14 protein-coding genes are annotated in these 14,003 nt (G+C 31.8%); 9 read left to right on the plus strand and 5 right to left on the minus strand.

Annotated elements, in window-relative coordinates:
* The first annotated feature begins 41 nt into the window (after window positions 1–41).
* From ABNT61_RS13300 to tsaB, 8 genes are all read left to right on the plus strand, one after another.
* Window positions 42–1,025: a cytochrome c oxidase subunit 3 gene (locus ABNT61_RS13300; protein ID WP_348710434.1), complete on the plus strand. Its 984-nt coding sequence runs from the start codon at window positions 42–44 to the stop codon at window positions 1,023–1,025.
* A gap of 22 nt (window positions 1,026–1,047) precedes the next feature.
* Complete coding sequence (locus ABNT61_RS13305; protein ID WP_348710432.1) at window positions 1,048–1,389, plus strand: cytochrome C oxidase subunit IV family protein; 342 nt, start codon at window positions 1,048–1,050, stop codon at window positions 1,387–1,389.
* 63 nt (window positions 1,390–1,452) lie between these two features.
* Window positions 1,453–2,100 (plus strand): hypothetical protein, encoded by a 648-nt coding sequence (locus ABNT61_RS13310; protein ID WP_348743589.1) that lies wholly within the window; start codon window positions 1,453–1,455, stop codon window positions 2,098–2,100.
* Window positions 2,101–2,107: 7 nt separating this feature from the next.
* Window positions 2,108–2,755, plus strand: a complete 648-nt coding sequence (locus ABNT61_RS13315) for an SCO family protein (RefSeq protein ID WP_348710430.1) — start codon at window positions 2,108–2,110, stop codon at window positions 2,753–2,755.
* Window positions 2,748–3,281 carry a DUF420 domain-containing protein gene (locus tag ABNT61_RS13320; protein WP_348743590.1) on the plus strand — a complete coding sequence of 178 codons (534 nt, stop codon included), beginning with the start codon at window positions 2,748–2,750 and terminating at the stop codon, window positions 3,279–3,281. The genes ABNT61_RS13315 and ABNT61_RS13320 overlap by 8 nt, the downstream gene beginning before the upstream one ends.
* Window positions 3,271–3,498 (plus strand): hypothetical protein, encoded by a 228-nt coding sequence (locus tag ABNT61_RS13325; RefSeq protein WP_348743591.1) that lies wholly within the window; start codon window positions 3,271–3,273, stop codon window positions 3,496–3,498. The genes ABNT61_RS13320 and ABNT61_RS13325 overlap by 11 nt, the downstream gene beginning before the upstream one ends.
* 71 nt (window positions 3,499–3,569) lie before the next feature.
* On the plus strand, window positions 3,570–4,940 hold the full coding sequence (locus ABNT61_RS13330; RefSeq protein WP_348743592.1) for a TolC family protein: 1,371 nt from the start codon (window positions 3,570–3,572) through the stop codon (window positions 4,938–4,940).
* A gap of 101 nt (window positions 4,941–5,041) precedes the next feature.
* The gene (tsaB, locus tag ABNT61_RS13335; protein WP_348743593.1) at window positions 5,042–5,716 is read left to right on the plus strand and encodes a tRNA (adenosine(37)-N6)-threonylcarbamoyltransferase complex dimerization subunit type 1 TsaB; all 675 of its coding nucleotides are present in this window, start codon (window positions 5,042–5,044) and stop codon (window positions 5,714–5,716) included.
* On the opposite strand, the gene ABNT61_RS13340 is transcribed toward tsaB, so the two are convergent.
* Both ABNT61_RS13340 and ABNT61_RS13345 read right to left on the minus strand, forming a co-directional pair.
* The gene (locus tag ABNT61_RS13340; RefSeq protein WP_348743594.1) at window positions 5,713–6,519 is read right to left on the minus strand and encodes a mechanosensitive ion channel family protein; all 807 of its coding nucleotides are present in this window, start codon (window positions 6,517–6,519) and stop codon (window positions 5,713–5,715) included. The genes tsaB and ABNT61_RS13340 overlap by 4 nt on opposite strands.
* Before the next feature lie 89 nt (window positions 6,520–6,608).
* Window positions 6,609–6,809 carry a dodecin family protein gene (locus ABNT61_RS13345; protein WP_348710420.1) on the minus strand — a complete coding sequence of 67 codons (201 nt, stop codon included), beginning with the start codon at window positions 6,807–6,809 and terminating at the stop codon, window positions 6,609–6,611.
* A 148-nt stretch (window positions 6,810–6,957) separates the two neighbouring features.
* Here ABNT61_RS13345 and ABNT61_RS13350 point away from each other — a divergent pair, with 148 nt between their 5' ends.
* Window positions 6,958–7,326 (plus strand): nicotinic acid mononucleotide adenyltransferase, encoded by a 369-nt coding sequence (locus ABNT61_RS13350; RefSeq protein ID WP_348743595.1) that lies wholly within the window; start codon window positions 6,958–6,960, stop codon window positions 7,324–7,326.
* Between the two features lie 71 nt (window positions 7,327–7,397).
* Here ABNT61_RS13350 and ABNT61_RS13355 read toward each other — a convergent pair whose 3' ends face one another.
* The 3 genes from ABNT61_RS13355 to ABNT61_RS13365 all read right to left on the minus strand — a co-directional run bounded on the left by ABNT61_RS13355 (window position 7,398) and on the right by ABNT61_RS13365 (window position 13,993).
* Window positions 7,398–8,567, minus strand: coding sequence for a hypothetical protein (locus tag ABNT61_RS13355; RefSeq protein ID WP_348723176.1), 1,170 nt, complete (start codon window positions 8,565–8,567; stop codon window positions 7,398–7,400).
* A 102-nt stretch (window positions 8,568–8,669) separates the two neighbouring features.
* A complete protein-coding gene (locus ABNT61_RS13360) occupies window positions 8,670–11,393 on the minus strand; it encodes a TonB-dependent receptor (RefSeq protein ID WP_348743596.1) in 2,724 nt (907 codons plus the stop codon).
* 311 nt (window positions 11,394–11,704) lie between these two features.
* A complete protein-coding gene (locus tag ABNT61_RS13365; protein ID WP_348743597.1) occupies window positions 11,705–13,993 on the minus strand; it encodes a TonB-dependent receptor in 2,289 nt (762 codons plus the stop codon).
* Window positions 13,994–14,003 lie beyond the last annotated feature (10 nt).

Consider the following 14,003-nt stretch of genomic DNA (forward strand, 5'->3'; position numbering starts at 1 on the left):
TTGGCGCATTATTTAACAAAAATTAACTGATAAAGATATTTATGGAATCTAATATCGCTGTAAATTCTGATAATAAAGAGACTTGGGGTGGGGGTGCCGGAGTGCAACCATTTGGTGCAAGTTATGGTAAAATGATGATGTGGTTTTTTATCCTGTCTGATGCATTAACATTCTCAGGGTTCTTAGCCGCTTACGGTTTAACACGTTTCAAGTTTATTGACTCTTGGCCAATCGCCGATGAGGTATTTACTCACATACCATTTTTCCACGGAAACTATCCAATGTATTACGTGGCATTCATGACATTTATTTTAATTGTGTCATCTGTAACTATGGTATTAGCCGTAGATGCTGGTCATAAAATGCAACAAAAGAAGGTAGCATTGTACATGTTTGTTACCATCATTTTTGGTTTAATCTTCGTTGGATCTCAGGCTTGGGAATGGAAAACATTCATCAAAGGATCTTATGGAGCAGTTAAAACAACAGATAATAAAATTTTACAGTTTGTAAAAAATGGAGAACAAATCGCTTTAGCGGATTTTGTTACTAACGAAAGAACTGACGATAGAGAACAGCACACTGCTAAGAACGGATTATGGTTTACAAACGAAAAAACTATTTCTCAGTATTCAGTTGCGCAAGTTCAAGAGGCTTTCAAAGCAGATCCTTCTTTACAAATCAGATCTGAAAGGATAAACTTAGATACTAAGAAAAAAATCATTTTATCTAGAGAAGAGAGCTTAAAGGAATTATCAAAAGCAAACTTAGTAGTTGAAGGAGCTAACTTACACGTTAACGAATATGGTAACCCTATTTTTGCTGATTTCTTCTTCTTTATTACAGGTTTCCACGGTTTCCACGTATTCTCTGGAATTGTAATTAACATTATCATTTTCTTTAATGTTGTTTTAGGAACTTACGAGAAAAGAGGACATTATGAAATGGTTGAAAAGGTTGGATTATATTGGCACTTTGTAGATTTAGTGTGGGTATTCGTATTTACATTCTTCTACTTAGTTTAATTAATTATAAAGATATTTAAAGATGGCAGGTCATTCACACGAATCGAATTTAAAGAGAATCTGGATTGTTTTAGGACTTTTATCTATCATTACTGCGGTAGAAGTTGGTTTAGGTATTGTTAAGCCTGATGCATTACACTTACACGGTCCTGGTACAAGTTGGTTAAACTGGATATTCATCATTTTAACTTTAGCTAAAGCATATTATATTGCTTGGGCATTCATGCACCTTGAAGGTGAAAAGAAATGGTTTAGAAGAGCTGTAGTTTGGACAGCAGTATTTCTAATCTGTTACTTATTATTCATCGTATTATTTGAAGGTGGTTATTTATACGACACATTAGCACCATTAATTAAATGGTAAGAAATAAATAGAAAAGGTGGTGGTTTTAACCACCTTTTTTTTGCTTAAAATCTTAAATCGGATATGAAAAAAACTCATAAATATCTTGTATTATCTATATTGTTTATAGTTCCGTTATTATTCTATATTTTTTTATCGATGGGACTTAACAACTTTGCAAAGCTTCCAGTATTAACGAAGAATGTGATTGATGTTAAAAGTATTGATAGCAAGTACACTTTAGAAAATAAGATAACAATCGTGGTCTTTCCTGGTAAAGAAGCGGATGCAATTAAAGGAGAGTTATTTAATTTAAATCAAAAGATCTATAAACCATTTTATGGATTCAATGATTTTCAAATTATAGCTGTTTGTCCTTCAGATTCAAAAGAGCAAATTGATAAAATTAAAAAGTCAATTGGTGCCTACACAGATATGGTGAAGTGGAACTTTATATTTACGGAAGATGCTGTTGTAAAAGCTTTCTATGATAGCTTTAGAACAAACCAATCTTTGGATGTAAACCTTCATACTTCAAAAGCATTTATAATTGATAAAGAAGTTAATTTTAGAGGAAGAACTGACGATAAAGATATGGCTGATGGCAGGCTGTATGGTTATAATATGACCTCTGTTGGTGAATTAAATGATAAGATGAAGGATGACGTAAAAGTTGTTCTTGCAGAATATCGTTTAGCTTTAAAGAAAAATAGTGCGGATAGAAAAAAGTAAGTATTAAATGAACAAGGGAAAATATTCTTACGTTGGTATAGCGTTTATAATTTTATTATTCGGGATTTATTCAATTCCTAAAATTGTAAAACACTTCCAGAAGGCAGATTTATTTAAATATAATAAGGTGCCTAGCTTTGAGTTTGTGAATCAAGAGGGAAAAACAATTTCAAGTAAAGATTATGAGGGAAAGGTATATGTTGTTGAATTTTTCTTTACAACATGTCCAACAATTTGTCCGATTATGAACCGTAAAATGGTTACAGTTCAAAATGAGTTTCTAGGGAACCCTAATTTTGGAATAGCATCATTTTCGATTACTCCAGATAAAGATACACCTGAGGTGTTAAAAGCCTATGCTGAAAATTATGGAATAAATCATAAAAACTGGCACATGCTTACTGGAAAATCGGTAGAAGATGTTTTTGAGTTATCAAACACAGGATTTAAAATGCCAGCAGGTCCTGGTGGTGAAGACCACGGAGGATTTTTCCATTCAGGAATGTTTGCTTTGGTTGATAAAGATGGATATATACGTTCTAGATATGATGAATATGGAAATCCGATTTTGTACTATAGAGCGTTAGAGGAACAAGGATTTCCTGATCAGATTAATGAGTTAAAACAAGACATTAAATTATTATTGAATGAGTAATTTATCAGCAGAAGAAAGGAAATATAAAAAGTTTATCACTATAGTGTCTATTGCAATTCCTATTGCGGTAGCAGCGTTATTTGGTATAAAATTACCTAATGTAGAACCATTATCTTTCTTACCTCCAATTTATGCTACTATAAACGGATTAACGGCGGTACTTTTAATTGGTTCAATCATCGCAATTAAAAATGGAAATAGAAAGTTACATGAACAGCTGAACACAACAGCTTTAGTGTTCTCAGCATTATTTTTACTAATGTACGTAGCGTATCATATGACTTCTGAATCAACAAAATTTGGTGGAGAAGGAGCTATTAAATATGTGTACTATTTTATTCTTATTACACATATTTTACTTTCAATTGTTGTAATTCCGTTTGTATTGTTTACCTACATGAGAGCGAAATTAGGACAATTTCCTCAGCATAAGAAGATTGCTAAGATTACATTTCCTTTATGGTTATATGTTGCGATAACAGGTGTAGTTGTTTATCTAATGATAGCTCCATATTATGTACACTAATTTAAAACGAAAAATAGTAATTGCTGTATTTTTAATTTACACAGCAGTGATTGCAAATGCACAATGTGCAATGTGCAAAGCAGTAATTGAAGGTGGAAATGAAACCATCGCAGAAGGTGTAAATGGTGGAATTACATATTTAATGGTTTTTCCATATCTCTTAGTTGGAATTTTATTCTTTTTACTATACAGGCATAGGAAGAAAGTAAAAAACTAACTTTCTTCTTTTTTTTTGTAACATATTATGTACTTTGTCGTCATATCCTTGATTTACAAAAATAAAATACTTTGAAAAATTCCAAACTTATACTACTGTCGGCTTTTTTATTAGGTACAACATTTTCATTTGGTCAAAAAAAATGGACGCTTAAAGGGGCAGTTGATCATGCTTTAGCAAATAATATCTCTGTTAAGCAGAATGAATTAAATATTGATTCGTCTGTTAAAGATAAAGAAATAGCTTTTGGAGATTTTTTACCAAGTGCGGGAATTTCAAATTCTAATAATTTTACATTTGGTTTTTCTACAGCGTTAGACAATACAATTAGTTCTGCAAACCGTTATAGATTGAATGGATCTTTTAATGTAAATGGATCTATTTTTAATGGGTTTAGAAATTTAAATTCTTATAAACAAGCAAAGCTGGGTATAGAAAGTAGTAAGCTAGATTTAGAAGTAATAGAAAACGACGTTTCTCTAAGAGTGGTAAATACGTATCTTAACGTATTATTTGCTAAAGAAAATTTAGAGGTAGCTAAAGTTCAAGCTGAAATAAGTAAAAACCAAATTAATAGAGCTCAAGCACAATTTGAGGCAGGAGCTATACCTAAAGGAGATTTATTAAACGTGCAGTCTACAGCAGCAAATGACGCGCAAAACGTAGTAACACAAGAAAATGCGTTAAATCTAGCATTATTACAGTTGTCTCAGTTACTACAAGTACCTTACGAAGGTTTTGAAGTGGATGTTATAGAAGTAGAAAATCCAACTGCAGCTTTACTATATAGTAATTCTAATGATGTCTACAAAAAAGCATTGACCAACAGGCCAGAAATTGAAAAAGCAAGATTGACTATAGAAAATGCTGATTTAGGAATTAAAATAGCTAAAGGAGCATATTTGCCTAGTTTAAGTTATACAGCAAGTGTAGGTACAGGTTATGTTACAACATTTGGCGAACCTGATTTTTTTGTAACTACAGACCCAAGAACAGGAGGGCCTGTTACCGTTGATAATAGATTTAGTACTCAATTAAGTAATAACTTTAACTATGGATTTGGATTTTCATTAAATATTCCTGTTTTCAATAAGTTCCAAACAAAAAATAGAGTAGCTAAATCTGTTATTAGTAAAAAACAGGCAGAACTATCTTTAGAAAGTGCGAAACTTACATTACAGCAAACGATAGAACAAGCGTTTTTAGATGCTAAAGCAGCAGCTAAAACCTATGAAGCTGCTAAAATTTCTTTAGAAGCGCAAGATGAAGCGTTTAAGAATGCACAGGTAAGTCTTAGTTATGGAAATATGACACAGTTTGATTATGACCAAGTACGAAATAGATTAGTAAATGCAGAGTCGGCATTAATTAGAGCTAAATTCGATTACATTTTTAAATCTAAAGTATTAAAGTTCTACTACGGAGAAAATATATTAGATTAAGAACAGAAGTTGTTAATTTTTTCAATAAAACAAAACCTCTCAACATAATTTGAGAGGTTTTGTTTTATTGGGAAGCTTTATATTTGCAGAAAATTTAGGATTTGGCACTTATACTTAATATCGAAACTTCAACAAAGAATTGTTCCGTTTCTATTGCAAGGAATGGAGAAGTAATTCATTCGAAAGAGATAAACGACGGTAATTATTCTCATGCGGAAAAATTACATCCGTTTATATTAGATGTTTTATCAGAAGCCAATGTAGAACGTAATTCTTTAGATGCTATTGCCGTAAGTAAAGGTCCTGGTTCTTATACTGGATTGAGAATTGGAGTTTCTGCAGCTAAGGGATTGTGTTTTTCTTTGGATATTCCGTTAATTTCTGTGGATACTTTATTGTCACTTGCGCATTCTATAAGTGTTGAAGATGGAATTATTATTCCAATGTTAGATGCAAGACGGATGGAAGTGTATTCAGCTATTTATGATAAAAACTATGAACAAGTTCGAGAAATAAAAGCAGAAGTAATCGAAGAAGATTCTTTTAATCCATTTAACGAACAAAAAGTATTTTTCTTGGGTGATGGAGCAAATAAGTGTAAAGAAGCTCTAAATGCAGCTAATTTTAATTTTGTTGATGGTAAATTTCCTTCAGCAATTCAAATGGCCAAACTCAGCTATGATAAATACAAAAAAAACGACATCGAAGATGTCGCTTATTTTGAGCCTTTTTATTTAAAAGACTTTATTGTTACTCCACAAAAGAAGAAAGTTTAACCTTCTTTCTGAATTTCTACAGAATGTGGATATGGTATTTCGATTCCAGCTTTATCAAGAGCAATTTTAGTATGTTCCATAATATGGAAATATGCATCCCAATAATCAGATGACTTTACCCAAGTTCTAGTAATAAAGTTAACCGAGCTATCAGCTAATTCTCCTAATAAAACCTGAGTAGCAGGATCTTTTAAAGTGTAAGGAGTGTTATTGATAACCTTAAATAAAACATCTTTAGTTTCTTTTATATCTGCATCATAAGAAACTCCAAATGTGATATCAACTCTTCGCTTTTCCTCAGATGAGTAATTGATAATATTACCATTTGATAAAGCTCCGTTAGGTAAGATTACTTCCTTGTTATCTACAGTGTTTAATTTCGTTGTAAAAATTTGAATTTCTTTCACAACACCTTGCTCACCTTGAGCTTCAATATAATCGCCTATTTTAAAAGGTCTAAAAATCATGATTAATGCTCCTCCAGCAAAATTTGACAGAGAACCTTGTAAAGCCATACCAATGGCTAAACCAGCAGCAGCAACAATAGCTGCAAATGAAGTTGTTTCAACACCTAATTGACCGGCAACAGTAATGAATAAGAAGATTTTTAATCCCCAGTTAATTAAGCTTGATAGAAAACCTCGTAATGAAGAATCTAAATTTCTTTTCTCCATTAGTTTTGCTGTAGCTCTGGTAAAAAAGTTAATAATCCAAAGTCCAACAATGAGTAGAATTAATGCCGCTATTACTTTCGGGGCATATTCTAATAGTACATCTTTACCTTTTAAAATGTATTCTTCCATTTTATATTTAATTATGAATGATTTAGTAATGCGATTTTTAATATCGCAAGGATTTATAAAAAAGTAGTAGTGTAGTTTATTAATCTAAGTTATTTGACTTCGAAAGTTACTTTTAAATTAACTCGAAATTCTGCAACTTCATCATTATTTACAACAACACTCTGCGATTGAACAAATGCAGACTTAATGTTTTTAACTGATTTAGAAGCTTGTTTGATTGCTTTTTTAGTTGCGTCTTCCCAACTTTTTTCAGAGTTCGCAAGGATCTCTATTACTTTCATTACTGCCATAATAACAATTTTAATTGATTAATATTTATGTTATGTAAATATAGTATTCTGAGGCCTGAAATCATAGAAATTTTTCCAATGTTAATTTAATGTTACCAAAAAGTTGCATAAAAGTAAATTATAGGTTATATTTGTAATATAAATGTTAATGAATAAAATGATTAAAGACATGAAGAAAGTAATGATTTTAGCTTGCGGACTATTATTCGCAGTAGTTCAAGGACAAGAAATAAAGCCAAAGTATCAAAAAGAAGGTGACTTAATTAAGGTTACTCATTTTCATGATAATGGAACTGTTAAGGAGCAAGGTTATTACAAAGATAAACTGCTTCATGGTGTTTGGAATCGTTTTGATGAGAAAGGAAACAAAACTGTAATGGCGCATTACAATAAAGGAAAGAAAGTAGGAAAATGGTTCATCTGGACCAAAGATGAGTTGAAAGAAATAAACTATCAGAATAATACAATTGCAAGTGTACAATCTTGGAAAGAGAGTACGAAAATTGCAATTAAATAATAATAGTTAACATATATAAAAAAAACCGCATTTGATGCGGTTTTTTTTTATATCTATATTTTTTATTTGCCTTAGAAAGAATATCCTGTCCAAGCAAATACAGAAGTGTCAGCTCCTCCAGAAGTTCCGTTAGTAGCATTGATAGTTGCTCCTGGTGCATTCTTAACATCAGTAATGTCTAATCCGTTAGCAGCGTTTCCTACTACTGTAATAACTGTGCTAGCAGTAGACCCACCTTTTCCATCTTCTAAATCGATGAAATCAGACATTGTAGCTCCAGTTCCTAAAGCAATGTAAGCGTTTGTAATTGTAGCGGTAGCTCCTCTTCTTACTTTTATCCCATCTGATAAATTAACTCCATCAGCGTTATTGATAATAGTTAATCCGTTAACAGTAAAGTTAGATTGTTCAACATCTGTTGGAGTATTTCCATCTAAGTTTCCGTCAGCTTCAATTCCTCTAGGATCAGAAGTTACAGCATTGTATCCATTTTCTCTTACCCCGTAGAAGTTTGAACAAGTTCCTGTGTATCCTTGTGTAAAGTCAAACATATCATCTTTAGCGTTTACAACTAAAACGTTTGTAGCATTTACAGATCCACCGAAAAACTCGATAGCATCATCATCACCATTGAAAATTGCAATGTTTGAAATTGTAGTTCCGTTACCAACACCGTTTAATGTTAAACCATTGTGCTCAGCTTCATCATCAATTCTTGCTCCAGAATATTCAATTTTCACATAGTTTAATATTCCTGAATTATCAGCAACATCGCTACCACCATATAAAATAGCAGTGTTAACCTCTGACGCAGAATTGCTATCAGCCCCGTTTTGTCTACTTAATGGAGCTTTTCCGTTAACAATAATTCCACCCCAGTCACCTGGTTGAGGATTTGTAGCATTAGATGTGAAAACGATTGGATTAGCAGCAGTTCCATTAGCGATAATCTTACCACCTTTTTCTACTAGAATGTATACATCAGTTCCGCCAGCTAAAGCCTTAACTCTTGTTCCAGCTTCGATTGTTAAAGTTGCTCCATCTTTTACTAATAAAGCACCAGTTAATGTATTATCGATTCCAGATTTTAAAGTTAAATCACTAGTTAAATTTCCTGCTAAGTTTTGAGATGTAATATCACCTCCTGTGTTTCCCGTGTTAGTTTGGTCATCATTATCTAAAGAACATCCAGTGAATAATAATGTAGAGATGCTAACTACAGATAAAATTAATTTTTTCATTTTTGTGTTTTTAATTTTGTTCGACTGAGGCAAATTTGCAATGCCAATGTTTATGTTTTTGTACTTTTTTTTTAAAGAATTGTTAACTTATTCAAGGTTTTATTAGAAATTATGTGTAAAACCAATACTTAAGTTAACTCCCTTTTTATAATTTCTTAACACTATATTGTTTCCACTAGTGCTACCATCTCTATTTAACTGGAATGAAGGGTTTAATAGGTTTGTAACCTTTAATTTGATACCATACTTTTTTCCTAACTTTAAAGAAGATACTAAGTCTAAAGTTGGAATTCCTTTTTCTATGATATTCTCAAATCCTCTTGTTCCAATAGAGTAAACTCGATCACTGAAATAGTTAACAACTAAAGCAGATGATAACTCGTCATTTTCGTATTTTTTATTAAAAGTAATGTCAGCATTTACTAAAAATGGAGTTGCTCCTTCTAATTCGCTACTAGCTTTTTGGAATTGTGCAATAGAAGTGCTACTTAAGTTTACTTCAGATACTAAATAAGAAGCATTTAATCCTGCATTTAATGTATGCGTACTATTCTCATCTTCTCCTTTAAGAATGTTTTTTCTAGCTTCTAATTCTAAACCGTAAACAGAAGCATCGTTTCCAACATTTAAATATGTTAATGTGTTACCGGCACTTGAAATTTCACTTCTTGCAATTGGATTTTGAATATATTTATAGAATCCAGTTAATGATACTAATTCACTAGAAGAGAAATAACGCTCATATTTAATATCAAAGTTATAGTTGTCAGATGGAATTAAATCTGGGTTACCTTGACTTGAGAAGTTAATATCTTGATATTTGAATGGAGCCGTTTCTTTAAACTGTGGATACGTATACGTTTGACTCGCAGCTAATCTGAAGATATTATTTTCATCTAAGTTGTACTTAATATTAATGTTTGGTAAAATGTAAGACTTATTAATTTCAGATGGTCCATCAATTGAGCTTTTAGCAATATTTGTATCATAAGTAACTCTCTGATGAGCTTTTTCAAACTTTAATCCCCCAGATACTATGAAGTTATCACTTAATTGATAAACTAAAGTTGTGAATGCACCACTTACTAATTTTTTACCTCTATATGTAAAAGGAATTAAAGCTCTTTCACTTCCTGCTCTTCCTCTTAATGTTTCAACAGCAAATACACCTGTATCTATTCCATTTTGGTTGAAAACAGCATCAGCATTATTAATGTCTATTACAGCACCGTTACCAGAAAAGGCATGGTTAAAAATTGTTGCAGAAAATAAACGCTCTGTATATCTATAGTCTAAACCAAAATCAATTGTACTTTTATCTTCTTCATCACTATTTAACTTATAAGAAATTTTCCCTTTAGCTGCATAATCGTTCTCTTGAAGTTTAGAAAAGAAACGTTCACTAGTTCCCGAACTATTAGTATTTGTTCTAGTTACTCCATCACGAATTAAATATTCGTTAGAACGTCTATCAGGTTCATTTCCTCTAATGAAGTTTAAAGCTCCTTTTGCCTCAATAGATAAACGATCAGAAAAGTTATATTTACCAATAAGTTGATTTACATACAACTCATTGTTGTTAGTTTGTTGTCTTCTTAAGAAAGCAAGATCTCCATCTTGTTCTGGATTATCTGTACCTAAATAATCACCAATAGATTGTTTATTATTATGAATGAAAAGGTGGTTATATGCTAAACTATATTTTTCTGATTTAAAGTTCACACTTCCCATTAATAACTGAGAAACATTGTATGTGTATTTTTTGAAATCCTGATCTCTAAACGGAGTTTCAGTTCCTGCACTTGTATTTTGTTTGATGTTCCCTTCTTCAAAGTTATATTTTCCATCAAACCCTCCAACTAAGAAGAAACTTAATTTGTTGTTCTCACCAACGTCATATTTTTTTCCATAGTTAAAAGAAATACTATTATTCATCTGAAAATCTTGAGTACCTGGATTCAATGAATTATTGAATGAATATGTATTTAAATCTGTAATTGTATGATTTAATTCTTGAGTTCCAAATCTGTTTGTTCCATCAATAGTTAAGAAATCTTGAGTTATTGTTTGTGTATTGGCACCTAAAGAAACACTAACAGAAGCTGTTCTCTTTTTGTTTAACTCTTTTGAAATAATATCAATGTTAGCCCCACCAACATCTCCATAAACATCAGATGTGAAAACCTTATTAATTCCTATGCTCTGAATTATACTAGTATCGAAAAAGTTTAATGAGATATTCTTGTATTCTGGATCCTCAGAAGGTAATGGTAAACCATTTAATGAAGTAGAGTTATAACGATCACCTAAACCTCTTACTACAACATTTTTAGAACCTTTACTTACACCAGCAGTTTTAGTAACCGCTTGAGCAGCATCAGAAACTCCTTTTTTCGCTAATTCTTGTGCACCAATACTAGTTTTAATAGAAACAGCCTTTTTTTGTTGTAATATTAAAGCACTCTCTTTTTCTTTACTTACAGTAGCGTTTATTTGAATTTCTTCTAATTGCTCACCACCGCTTGCTCCCATTACTTGGTTTACAGTGATTGTTTTATCAGCTTCTACTGTAATTGGTTTTTCTATAGTTTGATAACCAACAAAACTAAATACTAAAATATGGTTTCCTGGAGCTACAGAGATAGTATATGTACCATCCATGTCTGTATTTGTTCCAATTGTAGTCCCTTTAATAAATACACTTGCAAAAGGAAGCGATTCATTATTCATTTCCTTATCAGTAACCGTCCCCGTTACAGTCCCCTTACTTTGAGCAAACGCTAATTGACATATGCTTACTAAAGCAATTAATAATAGTTTTTTCATTATATATGTTCTAATACTAGGTGCAAAAGTCAGTTGAAACTGTAAAGTAAAAGTTAGCTGTAAATTATGCTTCTATTATTAGAATGTTTAATTAATGTTAACGGAAAATATTAAATGTTAGGAAAGTGTTTGGTAATTTTTAATATTGAATTAATATGCTCAATAATTAATCTGTTTTCCCTGCAAACACTGGATGTTTTATGCGATTTACTATTAACGATTTGTTTACAAACAAAAAACCGGAGAACAGAAATTCTCCGGCAATATGTTTCTTATTTTAATTAGTAATCGAGATAAATAACAAATAGAATTTAGTTATTTATAAATTTCAAACCAACAAAGAAAGTCCTTGGTCTTGAAGGTCCATAAATATAGTTTGCGTCTCTATCAGCTCCTTGATCGAAATCTTGTTGGTAGCTGTCAAAAATATTTTGAACACCACCACTTATTCTTAAAGTAGAGTGGTTGTGCTTATCCAGTGAGAAATCATAAGATGATTTTACGTTTAATTCTAAAAAGTCAGTTGTTTTTTCTAAACGATCTTCAGCAATGAATCCTGCTAAATGTGGAACATACATGCTTCCCGTGTAAACTGCAGATACATTGTTTTGAAACTTTTTATTCGGAGCATAGGTTGCAATAAAGTTTCCGTAGAAGTTAGGAGATTTGAAGAAGTTATCTGCGTTTTCTAATGAAATATTAGGATCATCAGACCATTGTACTGGTTTGTCAAATTTCCCTTCTTGAATTGTTGCTCCTGCTTGTAATATCCATTTTTCATTTGGAGCATATTTTGTTTCGATGTTAATTCCTTTTACATGGGCGTTATCTCCATTTCTCTTTTCCCAAATCAAATTATTTAATTGTTCAAGGATAAAAGGATTTACAATTTTAGTATAAAAAGCCTCTAAAGTGAAAGATACTTCACCTTCAGTTAAATTTTTATTCCAATCGAAAGATCCTGTAAAACTATGAGATGTTTCCGAAACTAATTTAGATCGATCAACACGAACAGTTAAAACTTCTCCAGCTGCAATTTGTGCATGTAAATCTTCTGTAAATACTTGTGGAGCTCTAAAACCTTTAGCATATGAAGCTCTGAATCGAGAATTTTCATTGGCAAAATACATTACATTCAAACGCGGATTAAAAATCACACTTTCGTCAGTTAAATTATGAATATCTGCACGCAGACCTCCTAAGACTTTCCATTGTTTATTAATCGTCCATTCTTGTTGAGCATAAAGTCCATAAGTTCTTAAAGTTTGATTTACAAAAGCATTAAAACCCGGTTTTTCATCTTTCATTTTATCATACTTAAACTCAATTCCTCCTGTGAAATTTCCTTTTCCACCCAAGAAATCAGATAGTTTATGAGCATACTGAGAACCTAAAACCCAAGTTTCATCTCTAGAATTACCGAATCCTAATACTTCACCATTTTGGGCAACTAAATCTTCCCCACCACCGTAATAGTTTTTGTTTTTTGAGCGAGAAGTAGAAACGTAAGCAGAGAAATGTTGTTTTCCTTCATTAATAGAAGACTCAAATGTAAGTCCACCTGTTAATACATCAGAATCAATTTGTTCTGCTACATCACTTTCAAAAGGTTGTAAACCTAATTTGTTTCCTCCTCTTCTAAATTCACTAATAGAATTGAATTCTGCTGTTAATCTTGTATTGTCTGAGGGTTTGATATATCCTTTAAATCCGAAAGTTTGTGTTTCTAATTTTGTGAGTTCAGTGAAAGAATCTCCATCATAATCATATGGATTTCTATTTCTGTACATTCCGAAATAAGTAAGTCCCGCAGAAGCTTCATCATTTACAACGGTTCCATTAATAGTAGTGGCAACATCTAGTGTTTCTCCTTTAATTAAAGAAACGTTTTGTCCTACTTGAAATGTGTTGTCGATAGGATCTTTAGTAATAATATTAATAGTTCCAGCAATAGCATTAGCACCATATAAAGCTGATCCTCCACCACGAACTACTTCAATTCTTTGAATAATATTAGCTGGAATTTGATCTAAACCATACACTCCGTTTAAAGCACTAAAAATAGGTCTGCTATCTACTAATATTTGAGAATACGCTCCGTCTAATCCATTAATTCGTACCTGAGAGAAACCACAATTCTGACAATTAGTTTCCATACGCAGTCCTGGTTGAAAGTTTAACCCTTCAGATAAACTAACAGACTGAGTCGCCTCTAATAGTTTCGCGTCAGTAACTGTTACAATTACCGGAGCCACTTTTCTGTTTAAATATGATCGCGTTGCACTCACAACCACTTGATCTAATCCTAAAAGATCTTCTTGTAGTGTGATATCAAGTGTTTTGGTTTCTGAACCGTTGAAACTAATTTCCTTTTCTATCAACTTGTATCCAACACTTTGAAATACGATTGTAGCTTTTGGTTGATTTAAGGTTAAGGTATATTCACCTTTATCATTAGTTATGGTTCCTTGAGATTTGTCTTTTGTATAAACTGATACGAACTCTTGCGGTTCGTTATTAAAAGTAACTTTTCCTTTTATAGTTTGTCCGTAACTTATAAGTGTTACGAATAAAAATACTGTCTGTAAGAAAGATTTCATTTCTTTTATT

Source organism: Tenacibaculum sp. 190524A05c (assembly GCF_964036595.1).
In the GTDB taxonomy this organism is placed as follows: domain Bacteria; phylum Bacteroidota; class Bacteroidia; order Flavobacteriales; family Flavobacteriaceae; genus Polaribacter; species Polaribacter platacis.

Coding starts and splice junctions, on each gene's coding strand:
- ABNT61_RS13300 (WP_348710434.1), top strand. CDS start 42: ATGGAATCTAATATCGCTGTAAATTCTGATAATAAAGAGACTTGGGGT.
- ABNT61_RS13305 (WP_348710432.1), top strand. CDS start 1,048: ATGGCAGGTCATTCACACGAATCGAATTTAAAGAGAATCTGGATTGTT.
- ABNT61_RS13310 (WP_348743589.1), top strand. CDS start 1,453: ATGAAAAAAACTCATAAATATCTTGTATTATCTATATTGTTTATAGTT.
- ABNT61_RS13315 (WP_348710430.1), top strand. CDS start 2,108: ATGAACAAGGGAAAATATTCTTACGTTGGTATAGCGTTTATAATTTTA.
- ABNT61_RS13320 (WP_348743590.1), top strand. CDS start 2,748: ATGAGTAATTTATCAGCAGAAGAAAGGAAATATAAAAAGTTTATCACT.
- ABNT61_RS13325 (WP_348743591.1), top strand. CDS start 3,271: ATGTACACTAATTTAAAACGAAAAATAGTAATTGCTGTATTTTTAATT.
- ABNT61_RS13340 (WP_348743594.1), bottom strand. CDS start 6,519: ATGGAAGAATACATTTTAAAAGGTAAAGATGTACTATTAGAATATGCC.
- ABNT61_RS13345 (WP_348710420.1), bottom strand. CDS start 6,809: ATGGCAGTAATGAAAGTAATAGAGATCCTTGCGAACTCTGAAAAAAGT.
- ABNT61_RS13350 (WP_348743595.1), top strand. CDS start 6,958: ATGAATAAAATGATTAAAGACATGAAGAAAGTAATGATTTTAGCTTGC.
- ABNT61_RS13355 (WP_348723176.1), bottom strand. CDS start 8,567: ATGAAAAAATTAATTTTATCTGTAGTTAGCATCTCTACATTATTATTC.
- ABNT61_RS13360 (WP_348743596.1), bottom strand. CDS start 11,393: ATGAAAAAACTATTATTAATTGCTTTAGTAAGCATATGTCAATTAGCG.
- ABNT61_RS13365 (WP_348743597.1), bottom strand. CDS start 13,993: ATGAAATCTTTCTTACAGACAGTATTTTTATTCGTAACACTTATAAGT.